The 12,977-nt window shown below is 67.4% G+C and carries 9 protein-coding genes; 2 read left to right on the top strand and 7 right to left on the bottom strand.

The features are described 5' to 3' along the window. Positions 1 to 101: 101 nt before the first annotated feature. Complete coding sequence (locus tag NO889_RS05870) at positions 102 to 1,517, bottom strand: sugar transferase (RefSeq protein WP_256411353.1); 1,416 nt, start codon at positions 1,515 to 1,517, stop codon at positions 102 to 104. A 124-nt stretch (positions 1,518 to 1,641) separates the two neighbouring features. Next, complete coding sequence (locus NO889_RS05865; RefSeq protein ID WP_256411352.1) at positions 1,642 to 4,134, bottom strand: hypothetical protein; 2,493 nt, start codon at positions 4,132 to 4,134, stop codon at positions 1,642 to 1,644. A 123-nt stretch (positions 4,135 to 4,257) separates the two neighbouring features. On the opposite strand from NO889_RS05865, the gene NO889_RS05860 reads away from it, so the two are divergent. Then, the gene (locus tag NO889_RS05860; protein ID WP_256411351.1) at positions 4,258 to 4,704 is read left to right on the top strand and encodes a VanZ family protein; all 447 of its coding nucleotides are present in this window, start codon (positions 4,258 to 4,260) and stop codon (positions 4,702 to 4,704) included. An 84-nt stretch (positions 4,705 to 4,788) separates the two neighbouring features. Here NO889_RS05860 and NO889_RS05855 read toward each other — a convergent pair whose 3' ends face one another. From NO889_RS05855 to NO889_RS16435, 3 genes are all read right to left on the bottom strand, one after another. Beyond that, positions 4,789 to 5,349 carry a hypothetical protein gene (locus NO889_RS05855; RefSeq protein WP_256411350.1) on the bottom strand — a complete coding sequence of 187 codons (561 nt, stop codon included), beginning with the start codon at positions 5,347 to 5,349 and terminating at the stop codon, positions 4,789 to 4,791. Positions 5,350 to 5,351: 2 nt separating this feature from the next. Continuing rightward, on the bottom strand, positions 5,352 to 5,747 hold the full coding sequence (locus NO889_RS05850; RefSeq protein ID WP_256411349.1) for a hypothetical protein: 396 nt from the start codon (positions 5,745 to 5,747) through the stop codon (positions 5,352 to 5,354). A gap of 171 nt (positions 5,748 to 5,918) precedes the next feature. Continuing rightward, entirely contained in the window at positions 5,919 to 7,934 is a 2,016-nt protein-coding gene (locus tag NO889_RS16435; protein ID WP_256411348.1) for a BGTF surface domain-containing protein, read from the bottom strand. Between NO889_RS16435 and NO889_RS05840 the strand changes: the two genes are divergently transcribed. Next, complete coding sequence (locus NO889_RS05840) at positions 7,923 to 8,654, top strand: hypothetical protein (protein ID WP_256411347.1); 732 nt, start codon at positions 7,923 to 7,925, stop codon at positions 8,652 to 8,654. The genes NO889_RS16435 and NO889_RS05840 overlap by 12 nt on opposite strands. Before the next feature lie 700 nt (positions 8,655 to 9,354). Here NO889_RS05840 and NO889_RS05835 read toward each other — a convergent pair. Beyond that, positions 9,355 to 11,964 carry a heavy metal translocating P-type ATPase gene (locus NO889_RS05835; protein WP_256411346.1) on the bottom strand — a complete coding sequence of 870 codons (2,610 nt, stop codon included), beginning with the start codon at positions 11,962 to 11,964 and terminating at the stop codon, positions 9,355 to 9,357. Beyond that, entirely contained in the window at positions 11,951 to 12,904 is a 954-nt protein-coding gene (locus NO889_RS05830; protein WP_256411345.1) for a sulfite exporter TauE/SafE family protein, read from the bottom strand. Before NO889_RS05830 ends, NO889_RS05835 begins: the two co-directional genes overlap by 14 nt. Between the last annotated feature and the right edge of the window lie 73 nt (positions 12,905 to 12,977).

Genomic DNA, 12,977 nt, shown 5'->3' with positions numbered 1-12,977 from the left:
TTCGGGTTACGGGAGGGTTCCACCGGCGGGTGGAAAATCCTGTCGAGCGGCTCGTGTCTCGGTCGAGAGGACGCGGTAACGTCGAAGTTCGGTTCCGTCGATCACTCGCGTATCGTCTCGACCACGTCCGCACCAACCTTCCATATCTGACGGGTGACGAGTTTCATGTCGTACGAGAACGACTGGCGTTTCACGTACTGGAGGTCATACCGCAGCTTCTCCTCCGGTTCGGTGCTTTTCGCGCCGTTCACTTGGGCCAATCCGGTCAAGCCGGGCTTGACGAACCACCGTTTGCGCCAGGATCGCTCCTGTGCCTCCAGAAGCGACTCCTCGTCGGTCCATACCGCCCGCGGACCGACCACGCTCATGTCGCCGACGAGGATCGACCACAGCTGCGGGATCTCATCGAGGTGCGTCTGTCGAAGGAACCGGCCCACCCGCGTGATCCGGTCGTTCGACTCGTCGTCGACCGGTTCGACCGACTCGCTTTCCGGAATCATCGACCGGAACTTGTACACGTCGAACGTCTCGCCGAACACTGCCGTCCGTTCCTGGCTGTAGAGGATCGATCCGCCGTCGTCCAGCTTGATCGCGGCCGCGATCGCCACGATGACCGGACTCAACGCGACCAGTCCGACCAGCGAGAACGCCACGTCGAATCCGCGTTTCAGGACGTGGTCTTGAACGTCCCACGGCTCGATGTCGACGTCGACGAGCGTCCCCACGTCGTCGTCCGCGGTCAACACCCGGTCGGCGTGCTCGCGGTGGACCTTCGCCGCGACGCCGTGTTCATAACACGCGTCGAGCGCGCCGAAGAACTCCGCGCGGTCGGTGTGCTCGAAGGCGAGCACCGCCGTGTCCACGTCGTACTCGACGAGCACGTCCTCGATCCGAGAGAGTCCACCGAGCCGGTCCAATTCTCGGATCCGACCCCCACCGTCCGCGACTGCGGTCGCGATCGCACGCGATTCCTCCGATCCCGCGACCGCGTCGATCGAACTCGTCGGACAGAGGTATCCGAGGAGAGGGAGGTCCACGTCGCCGGCGAGCCGCTCGATCTCCGCGGGGTCGTCACCGACGACGATCACCCGATCCGTCTCGGCGGTCGGCCGGCGGCGGATCCACACGAACCACGCGGGGAGGACGACGAGCAGCACCGGCGTGATCGCGATGAGCGTCGTTCGTGGGAGTCGGTAGGTGTAATCGAAGTAGCCCACGGCCGCGAGCGCGAACATCGCGACCATGACCCGCTTCTGTACGAGCGCGACGGTATCGAGGATGCGCCGCGGGCGCGGCTTGTACAGCGGCACGAACGCCGCGGTGACGACGACGACCGTCGTGACGACCTCGAAGATCAGCTCTGCGCCCATCGGCGCGTCCGCCGCCAGCCGGCCGACGACCGGAAGCCGGCCCAACAGCGCGTGAACGGCCACGCTGTTCGCGACCGCGACCGCGACCGCGGTCAACGCCGCGACGCCCGCGACGCTTTCAAGCCGATACCGCCATCCGGAGAGCATCGCCGACACGTACCGGCCGAAATGATAAAAATACTGTGAAGTCGCGGGTGTATGCGACGCCGGGAGCGGGAGGCGGTCCGCGACTCCGCACGCGGACCGGAACTCCCCGGCCGTCGTCCCCGCTTCAGCCGTCGACCGCGACGCGCTCGCCGCCGGAGACCGCTCCTTCGGGTACGGCTACCGTCCGGTTGCCGGTCGTGGTTCCGTTCCCGGCCGCGGCTCCGTCCTCGTCGGACCCCTCACCGACCTCGACCGTGTACTCGCCGGGATGGGCGACGACGACCGCGTAGCTCCCGTTTCCGTCCGTCGTCGTCCGCCGCTCGTAGGCGAACGATTCGCCGGCAACGGAGACGGTCGTTTCGACCGTCACCGTCGAGTCCGGCTCGGCCTGGCCGGCGACCGTCGCGCCGCTCACGGGCCGAAACACGTTGATTCCGCCGTCGTCGGTGACGTACTCCAGCCGGAAGCGCCCGGAGCCGTTCGCCGCCGCGGTGGCGCTGCCGCGCGCCTCGAACAGCTGGGCGTATCCGGAGTCGGGGGGCGCGTCGGCGTCCTCGATCTCGGAGATCGCCACGTATCCCACTCGTCCTTGGAACCGATCGGCGTGGGCGTCCGGATTCGGATCGCGGATGAGCGGCTCGTAGTTGCTCTGTGCGTAGCCGTAGGAGCTCGACTGGCCGTTCACCGCGTAGTTGAACATCCGGTTTCGGCCCCACTCGTTCAGGACGTAGTCGGGGCCCTCGCGCTCGTCGGCGTCGGCGTCGATCCACTCGATCGCCTCCACCTCTTCGTCGGTCGCGGCGACGTTGTCCATCACCGCCGGCACCATGAAGAGGCTCAGGCTGGCGACCAACAGCACGGTCGCCGCGGCGTAGCCGACGTCACGCCCGGAGACGCCTTCGGGACGGAGGTCGAGCCGGACTCGATCGGATCGCTCCCCGAAGGGCGTCGGCCGCGCCGCCAGGTCGATGACTGACAGCAGGTAGACGATCCCCACGCCGGAGAGCACCGCGACGACGGCCGTCGCCTCGCCCGCGAAGCGGATCTGAACGAGCCCGAAGCCGACGAGCGTCGAGGCGTAGCCGACGACCACGAGCCACCGTGGCTCGTGGTCGCGCACGCACCGTCCTGCGACCCACGCGAGCACGGGCAGCGCCACGAAGAGGAACCAGCCGAAGTGGTCGATCGGTCCGAAGATCACGCCGTAGTCGGCCGCGAAGAGGCTCCGCGTCTCGGTTATTCCCTCGCGTCCGAGGAGCGACCCGACCGTCCGCTCCGCCAGCCGGTCGGCCACGTCCGGAAGGAACCGGTTCAGCCCGAACCAGATCGGGAGGACGCTGACTGCCGAGAGAGCGAGATGAACTCCCGGATGTATCCCGAAGTGTCCGAGGACGGCCGCAGCGACCGCGACCAGCGCCACGCCGACCGCGACCAGAAGCGGCGCGTACACCGCGACCGGCTCCTGCCACCCGGCGGCGGTGTGGAGCCGGTGAGCGAGCAGAAACCCGAATCCGAGCGCGCTCACGACGGGCGTGGCGGCGACGAGCGGGTTCCACCCGGCCCGCATGTCCGAGGCCGCCCGCAGCGTCGCGTACACGGCGAGCCCGACGAGGAGGATCGGCGATCCGTTCCAGTGGTGTGCCATCGCGGCGAAGACGACCGCGAGCCCGGCGACCACCCCCCACGTCGCCGGCGAGGCGAGGTGGTCGAGGCGCGCGCCCGGGTCGCGCGTCTCGTGGTCCCGTGCGAGCCACGTCACGCCGACGATGGAGAGCGTGAGCCAGACGTAGTCGATCGCGTGGTGATCGAAGAAGCCGATCCCCGAGTAGAGCGCGTGTCCGGGAAGCAACGCGAGGACGACGACGGAGGCCACCGCGATGCGCTCGTCGTTCGTCGTCCAGACCGCGATCAGGTAGACGCCGAGTCCGACGACGAGCGCCGCGATCACGGGGATCCACGCCACGATCGCCGCGGCCCCCTCGGCCCCGCCGCCGAGGAACTCCGTCATCCACCAGCCGAGCGTGTACGCGAGCGGCTCGCCGTTCACGCGTCCACCAAGCACCCCGGCGATGGCCTCGAACGCGAAGCGGTCGGGGTCGGCCTCGGCCAGCCGCTCGACCCAGTAGAGGTAGTGGTACGGGTCGTTGCCGGGCAACACGACGCGACCGCCCCGGAACACGCTCCCGACCGTGACGACCCGAAACGCGAGCAAAAAGAGGAACGACGCGAACAAGCCGCCGAGCAGATCGCGATGAATCGCCGCGCGCCAGCCGCGGAGCGCCCCGCGGATCGTCCCGTCTCCGGCACCGCCGAGTCCGGTCACCGCGTCCGTGAGTCCACCCGATCCAGCCGCGTTTCCCACGCCGGAGCCGCCGGACGGGTCCGTCTCCCCATCCAGCGCGGCCCGGACCGCGTCCCGATCGGCCACCTGGTACTCGTCACCATCGCGCTCGACGATCCCTCGCGAGACCAGCTCGCCGAAGGTGCCGGAGTCGACGTCGACGTCGTCGAACGCCCACGGTCCGGACTCGTCCGCCGCGAGGACCGCTTCGAGCGCCGACTCGACCGCCGGTCGCTCCTCGAGGAGCTCCCGCGCCGCCGCGTGCGGGTCCGCCATTACCCGACCCTGTGCGGGCGATCGGGTAAAACCCTCCGTTGTCGCCGCGTTCACCGCCCGCTCGTCCCGACTCGCGTCTCGGGATCGGACGTTTTAGGTCGACGCCTCCGCCACCGGGCGTACATGGCTCGGATCCGGCTGCCGTTGATCCCGCGGGGCGTCCGCTGGGCCGCGGTCGCGCTCGTCGCGCTCGTCATCCTCCTCTACTCGGTCGTGCCCGCGCCGGGCAGCGGCACCTTCCGCACCGGCCCCTTCGGACTGCTCGGCTACTCCACCTGGCTTCACCTGCTCGCGTACGGCGGGCTCGCAGCCACGTTCGCGTACACCCTCCACGACACGCCCCGACCCGACTGGCAAGTGCTCGCGCTCGTCTTCCTCGCGGTCGCCGCCTACGGGGCCGGGATCGAGCTGCTCCAGTCGACGCTTTCGGGCCGCTACGCGACCTACGGCGACGTCCTCACCAACGCCTCCGGCGCCGGCCTCGCGGTCGTCGCCTGGCGGATCGCGACCCGGTACGTGCGGTTCTATCGCGCGCGCCGCGTCGCGGACCTCCGGGTTCCGGTGGAGTAGCGGGCGAGAGGGTCACTCACCGGCGTCGTGAGACGATCGATATCGGGGCGGTTCGGCCCGGTCGAGAACATCGGCGAGAGGGATTCAATCCTCGAGATGCTGCCGTCGAAGCCGATCGATGTATTGTGCGTCCCATCCCTTGGTCTCGACATAGTATGTGAGTGCGGCCGAAACGTATTCGAGGGGGAGAATCTCCCGAGTCGCGAACGTACAGAGGACGTGCGGCGTCGTGAAGAGGACGTTCCGATCGTCGAGCGCGAGGGTGACGAGGAGGTAGTTGGTCGTGTTGAACTCGTCGGTGATGAACAGACCCGCCTCCAACTCGTTAGCCAGCCAGATACAGTCGGACTCCCCGCGATCGAGGCCGTAATCGAGCGGATCGTCGACTCGATCGTCGACGTCGTGGGTCGTCAGATGGTGTGCTGCCTGGAACACGAGGTCGGCAGCTACAGACAGCAGGTCACCGCTCCCCGTCGCATCGGTGAGTTCGCCGAGGACGCTTGCGGGAACGTGAACGTCGTACGCGGTGAGGAGTGTTTTGAGGGGATCCGCTCCGGACGGTGCCCTCGGACGGCGGTCAACGACGGGGAGCGCCAGATTCAACAACACGTTGGTGTCGACGACGGCGACGGCTTTCTCCGGCATCCTCAGGCGTGCGACTCGTCGTCCGAAGATTCGGACGAGGCAGAATCCGTCCATTCCGGGATCTCGCCGTCGTAGAAGGCATCGTCACTCGGGAGATCGTCTTCGAGTCGAGGCTCAAGAGGAGTCCGATCGATCGATTCGCGGAGGAGCTTCATTCGGAGTGCTTCCTCACGGCCGAGAACCGTTTCGACGGTCTCGTAGTCGACGCGGCCGTCGTAGTAGGCGTCACCGAGACGCCGGCGGAACTTCTCGTCGTTCGCGAGCGCTTCGAGTTCCTCCTCGAGGGCATCGATGAGGAGGCGCGTCCGTGAAACGTCGAGGATCTCGACGACGCTGTCGGCCCGTTCGATGAGGGATTTCGGGGCGTTGAAATCGACGCGAGTTTTTTCTTCGGCCATCGGCCTATGTGTAGATCCTACACACACATAGGTTCGTCGCCACCCCTCTCGTCACGAGTAGGAGAGAACTGGTCCGACCGAGCACCGCCGCTGGTCGGGGTAGCGTCGCGATAAAGAAGTTCCGCGAATGACCGGCGCGGAGCCGGTGGTTACTCGAGCGAGGTGGCTGCCTTAGTCGCGACGCCGCGTCGCGAGCAGGGCAGCGGCGACGAGGGCGACGAGAGCGACGAGCGCGCCGAAGCCGGGCGTGCTGTCGTCGGTCTCCTCACCGTCGTCACCTTCACCGTCGTCGGCTTCGCCGTCGTCGGCCTCACCGTCGTCGGCCTCACCGTCGTCGGCCTCACCGTCGTCGGTCTCGCCGTCGTCGGTCTCGCCGTCGTCAGTCTCGCCGTCGTCGGTTTCGCCGTCGTCGGTCTCACCGTCGTCGTCACCGCCGTCGTCAGCCTCTTCGACCGTCAGCGTGGCCGTCTGGCTGTCGTCGTCGGTGAAGACGCCGTGCTCGTAGTCACCGGGGTCGAGACTGGACGTGTCGATGTCCGTGAACTCGACCGTGGTGTCCTCGCCGCCGTCGAGCTCGACGTCCTGATCGGCGACCGCGTCACCGTCGACCTGGAACTCGACCGTCTGCGTGGCCGAGTTCTCGCCGGTGTTCTCGATCGTCGCGGAGACGTCGATCGCGTCACCCTGCGTGACGGTCACGTCCTGCGGGTCGAGGTCGGAGACTTCGAAGTTAGCGGGCTCGCCGACCGTCTCGACGATCCGCATGTCCGAGTCGGCGATGGAGCTACCGGCGACACGGAAGCTGACCTCGCCCGTGTCGTTGACGGACTGAGCGCTCACGTCGAACTCGCCGCTGAACTCGCCGTCCTCGTTGATCTCGACGTCAGTCGTTTCGACGAACGAGGGCGTGACGCCCTCATCGGACTGGATGCGCACGCTGGCGTCCGAGCCGGGTGCAACGTTCGTCATGCCGCTGACGGTGGATTCCTCGCCGAGTGCGACCTGGACTTCGTCACCGTCGACGTTGTCGAAGGTCGCGTCGCGGTCGGCGATCGTGAACTCGGCCGTCGACGTCTGCGTCACGTCGTCCTCGGCCGGGAAGTACGGGAAGGCAGCCTCGTCTTGGTCGCCGCCAGCTCCACCGAGGATACCGTTACCGTCCTCATCGAATTCGAACCGATTGTCCTCGTCACCCTCGTACTCGATCTCGGCCGTGAACTCGGCGTCCGGATCGAGGTCGCCGTCGAAGGTGCCGCTGGAACTCGTGTCCGCGATGATGTACATCTGCCCGTTCTCGTTGTCGACGAGCACGAGGATGTCGTTCTCAGATGCGTCAGCGAGATTGAGCGATGTCGCGTCCTGGTTTCCGGTCGCGTCGTCGGCCTCGATCTCGATGTTCACACCTTCACCCGTGCGGGTGTCGATCTCGTCGAGGGTGCCCGCGCTGAACCCGTCGTCGAGCGCGTCGAAGTCCTCGATCTGGACCATGTGGCCGTAGATACCGTTCGCCTCGGCCTGAATGACCAGGCGGTCATCCTCGGCGATCTCGTCCGTCTCGTTCACGGTGTCGAGAACGTCCTGAAGCTCGGTGTCGTCGTCAGCGTTCCCGGACGGGGCCGTCCACGTCTGGATGTCGCCGACGCCGGGCTCCGTCAGTTCGAGCGTCGCGAGGTCGACCTCGTTGTCGAGCTCGGATTCCTCGTCGTCGTTCACGATGAAGACGTCGTTCCCGTTCGCAGCAACCTCGTAGTTCGTGGGCTGGAGCGGCCGGACCAGCTGGTCCGTTCCGTCTTCCTCATCATCGATCAGATCCAACTCGTTGAGGTAGTCGTTGAAGTTGCCCTCATCGCCGAGGAGGTTTTCGTCCTCGTCCTGGTAGACGGGCGCATCGTCCCCAAGTCCACCATCAGAGTGGATCTCACTCTCGACGATGTCCTCTTCAGAGTCGTAGACATCATCGTAGTCGGCACTGGTACCGAGCGTCCGGGTGTTGACCTGGAAGGTGACTTCGCCGTCATCGTCGTCGTCCTCCACGTAGAGGACATCGATGAATCCGGATTCTTCGTCACCGATCTGGACGTACGCGTCGTCGGTGTCTTCGAGCTCGAGCGTCATGTTCGCGATGTCACCCGCAGCCTGGGTGTAGACACCCTGACTGAAGTCACCGGTCGTGTCTTGCTCGTTCACCGTGATGGACGCGCTGTCCTCTGCTTCGGTGTCACCGACTTCGAAGGTGAACTCGTACTCGTCCGTGTCGACGCCATTGAACGAGACGTCCTGGGCGGTGTCGCCCTGATTATACAGAGCGACCTGCTCGTCAGCATCTTCCTCGTCGGTATTGTACGCGACAACACCGAACGGATTAGCATCCGTTTCGACGAGTTCGGTCAGGGTGACACCGGTATCTTCGTCGTCAACTTCGATTTCTTCGTCAGGGTTCTCAAGAACCGGGTTACCAGCGTCGTCGACAGACACCTTATCACGCGCAGCGATGAGGTAGTCACGGACATCCTGTACAGTGACTTCCTCGTCTGCGTCGAACTCGTCAGTAATGTACCCATCATCGTTAACATCCACGTTCTCACCAGTAACGAAGAGGTTAACGAGTTCCGTTTCACTGAGATCGCCGTCAGCACTCGCGTTCATCGAGTACGCTCCACGGTCGGAGCTGATGTCGAGCTCGGTCACTGCGTTCGAACCTTCGTCAGTGACTTCCTCGTCGTCGAACTCAGTGGAGAGGTCCTGTACCGTGACCTCGAAGGTTTCACTCTGCTCAGGGTTCGTCGCGAGATCTCCGGCACCACGGACGAAGTAGTCGTCAGCTTCGAGATCGTCCGTGTCGATCTCGACGACAGCATCGCCCGCATTAGCTGCATCTCGCACATCCTGCGGGAAGTCCTCGGTTAACTCTTCGATCTCAAGCTGCTCGACCTGCTGGCTGTTTGTGACTGTGTCACCTTCATCGTCGTAGTTAGTAGCCCGACGCAGGTTGACAGTATTGCTTACAGAGTCGTCGTTATACGCGGAGTCTACCGAGTCACCGACGAGGTAGACGTTCTGACCCTGGAAGACGACACTTCCTTGGACTTGGTCTCCATCAATATCGACATAGCCGTCGTTGGCTCCGAGGGCCGCTGCGGACCCGGCAAAGCCAGCGAAGCCAACCGCAGTCACGGAGAGTACCATGACCAGGCTGAAGAAGACCGCGCTAGCCTTCTTGCGTGTGTTTGTTTCGTTTGTCATTGTTGTTGTGTTTCGTTCTGCGTCGCATCAGCGGCTTTCTCCTGACCTCCGTGACGCGCCCGGTCGTCGTCGCCTACCACGTCTCGTTGTGCGGCCGGACTCGGTCGGGGAGTACTCGTCCACTGACGCATTTCGGATAGGGGTTGCGACCGTGTGTTGTAGGGTTCAGTATAAATGCTTTGTGTGAACTCGTCGGGGTGTGTGAACGCGACACAAGGCAGTCTGACGGTGGTCAGACGCTCGTTTTCGGTTCTGAAAACGGCGCGTTAGAACCGTTCACATCAGTTCCGCAGGTGGACGCGTCAGAAACGACATCGATCCGAAGCGTCGAGCAAAAACGAGCCCGACGCTCGACCCGCCATCCTCACTCCTTCAACAGCGGCCGCGAGGAGTTCGTCACCACGAGCAGGCTCGACAGGCCCATCGCGACCGCGGCGAAGAGCGGGTTCAGGAGGCCGGTCACCGCGAGCGGGACCGCGACCGCGTTGTACAGGAACGCCCACCCGATGTTCCCCTTCACGCGCCGGCCCGCCGCCCGCGACAGCGCGAAGACCGTCTCGACGGACGCGAGGTCGTCGTCGACGATCGCCACGTCGGCCGCGTCGGCCGCCATGGCCGTGCCGCCCCCGAGCGCGATGCCGAGGTCCGCGGCCGCGAGCGCGGGCGCGTCGTTCGTGCCGTCGCCGACCATCACGGTCCGCCCGCGACCCTTCAGCCGCTCGACCGTCTCGGCTTTCCCCTCCGGGGGAACCCCCGCGAACACCGACGAGACTGCGTCGTGCTCGCGGAAGACGGTCGCCGCGCGCGCGTCGTCGCCCGTCAGGACGACCACCTCGACGCCCGAGTCGGCGAGCGCGGTCACCGTCTCCTCCCACCCCTCGCGCAGCTCGTCGCCGACGACGACGACGCCCTCGGCCGCGCCGTCGCGCCCGACCGCGACCGGGACGCGTCCCACGTCACGGGCGACCGCGACCGCCTCGCGGACCGCCTCCGGCACCGCCCAGCCCCGCTCGTCGAACAGGTCCGGGTGGCCGACGACGACCTCGGTCCCGTCGACGACGCCGGAGACGCCCCGCGCGTGGCTCTCGAAGCCCTCGACGGTCGGCTCGTCCGCGTCGGACGCGTCGGAGGGCGCGGCGTCGCGGTCGGCGTCGTCGGTCGCTCCCTCGGCCACCGTTCCGCCGTCGGCGGAGACGGCTCCGCTCCCGGCGTCTCCCCCGTGGCCGGTCCCGTCCGCCCCGTCCGCCCGCGCCGCCGCGATCGCCCGCCCGACCGGGTGCGCCGAGCGCGACTCGAGCGCCGAGGCGAGCGCGAGCAGGTCGTCGTCGACGTCGCGCTCGAGGAGCCGCATCTCGCCGGTGGTGAGCGTGCCGGTCTTGTCGAAGACGACGGTGTCGGCCCCGCGGATCCGCTCGAAGACGGTGTCGTCGAAGACGACGATGGAGCGCTCGAGCGCGTCGCGGAGCCCGGCGGCGACCGCGAGCGGGGTCGCGAGCCCGAGCGCGCACGGACACGAGACGATGAGCACCGTGAGCCCGACGAGCATCGCGGTCGCGACCCCGTTGCCGAGCGCGAGGTTGGCCGCGGCGGCGACGACCGCGATCGCGAGCACCACGGGGACGAAGACGGTCGCGAGCCGGTCGGCGAGCTTCTGGACCCCGTGGTTCCCGCTCTGGAGGTCCCAGACGAGCTCCGCGACGCGGTCGAGACTGGAGCTCGCGTTCTCGCCCACGGCGACCGTCAGCGACCCGTCGGCGACGACGGAGCCGCCGACGACCGCGTCGCCCGGCTCCTTGCGGACGGGCATCGACTCCCCCGTCACGACCGACTCGTCGACCGCGGCGTCGCCCTCGAGGACCTCGCCGTCGACCGGGACCCGCTCGCCCGCGCGGACGAGGACGCGGTCGCCCGGCTCCAGCGCGTCGAGCGCGACCTCGGTCGGCTCGCCGTCGGACCCGTTCTCGTCGTGTTCCCCCTCTCCCGCCCGGCCAACCCGCCTCGCGGTGTCGACCTGGACCGCGGTGAGATCGGAGAGCAGCTCGGTCGCCCGCCGTTTGACCGAGGACTCGTAGTGGTTGCCGACGGTGACGATCACGATTATCGCGACCGTCACGTCGTAGTAGATGGAGGGGTCGGGAAGCAGCGCGACCGCCAGCGTGCTGTAGAGGTACGCGCTGACGGCGGCGATCGCCACGAGCAGGTCCATGTTCGGCGATCGCGTTCGCGCGCTCACGTACGCCCCCCTGAGGATCGGCTTGCCGGTGACGAGGAGGACGATCGTCGTCAACACGCCGATCACGATGAAGAAGTACGTCCCCGACGTCGACGACATCGCCTGATTGAGGTACTCGAGGGTCCGCTCGTTGTAGAAGGGGAACGCGAAGTACGTCGGGTAGATCAACACGACGTACTGGAGCATCACCGCCATCCCGACGAGCACGCCGATCGCGAGTCGCGCGGTCGCCATGTTGCTCGACTGCCGCCGCGAGAAGGCGTCGTCGCGGGAGTACGCGCTGTAACCGAGCCCGCTCACGGTGTCCGCGAGGCCGTCCGCGGAGACGCTCTCGGGGTCGTGGTCGATCCGAACCGTGTCGGTGACGTAGCTGGCGCTCGCGGCGCTCACGCCCTCCGTGTCGGTCGCGACCGTCTCGATGAACGCCTCGCAGGTCGCACAGTGCATCCCGTCCACCTCGAGGAACGTCGCCTCGTGGTCGGCCGGGACGGCGTCGTCGCCGGCGGCGTCGTCCGAGGCGTCGCCCCCTTCGCCGTTCCGGTCCCGCCGCGCCGCGACGTCCTCGGCGTCCACGTCGACGTCGCCGAGCGCGTCGTACACGTCCCGACAGCCGACACAGCAGAAGCGGTTGCCGTCGTCGTCGACGACGTCGACGCCCTCGGTCGGGAGGTCACAGAGCGTACAGTCGGGAGCGGCTCCGGCGGAGCGATCGGCGGGTTCGGCCACCTCAGCCACCCCCATGGCCGGCCGTTCCGCTCGTTCCGCCCGTCCAGTCCATCCCTGCCGTCCAGTCCATCCCTGCCGTCCAGTCCATCACGGTCATCGCGCCCATCCCCGCGTCGAGCGGGTTCCAGAACGGAAGCCGCGGATGCGGGACGTGGATCCCGAGCGACAGCAGCCCGTGCGCGAACAGGACGTACCCGAGCGCGAGGAACGCGACCCCGAGCAGGCGGTGGACCCGCCGGCGGTGGACCGCGTCGACGCTCCCGATCAGGGTACCGTAGAGGAACACCGCGGGCATCGTCCCGACGCCGAGCGCGGCCAGCGCCAGTCCGCCCGACAGGGCCGACCCGCTGGCGAACGCGTACAGGTACGCCGGGTAGAGGATCGGGCAGGGGAGGAGGCCGTGGACCGCGCCGAGCGCGACGATCCCCGGTCCGTTCGCGAGCCGGTCGACGCGGCCGGTCAGCCACCCCGTGACCCGCTGGAGGCCCGGAAGGTGGACGCCGCCGGTCGCGCCGCCGAGGACGTACCGGATCCCGACGGCCATCACGAGCGCGCCGACCCCGAGGCCGACGACGCCGCGGATCGTCCCCGCGGTGCCCGTGATCGTCGCGGTCGTCACGAGGACGACCCCGCCGAGCGCGCCGAGCGCCGTCCCTATCAGCGCGTAACTCGCCGTCCGGCCGAGGTTGAACAGCGCGTGCTGGCGCACCTCGTAGGTGGTGAGGTGGCCGCCGCGGGCGTCGCGGTCTGTCCGGGTCGTCGCCGCGCCGCTCGCGCCGCCGTCCGCCGCGCCCGACCCGTGCCTCCCGCCGTCGGTCCGGCCCGCGTCTGGGTCCATCCGGGCCGCGTACGTCGTCACGAGCGGCCCGCACATCCCGATACAGTGGGCCCCGCCGAGCAGGCCGATCGCGAGGAACAACAGGACGTCGACGCCGAGCAGACTGGATGGGTCCATCGCGTGGTCATCGTGGGTTGGGCGCGCGTGCGCTAATGGGTTTCGTCGGCTCCGACCGGCCGGTGACGGGGAG

It is taken from the genome of Halorubrum rubrum (assembly GCF_024494685.1).
GTDB lineage: Archaea > Halobacteriota > Halobacteria > Halobacteriales > Haloferacaceae > Halorubrum > Halorubrum rubrum.
The sequence above is the reverse complement of the archived record's forward strand: the minus strand, read 5'-3'. Positions and strand labels throughout refer to the sequence as shown.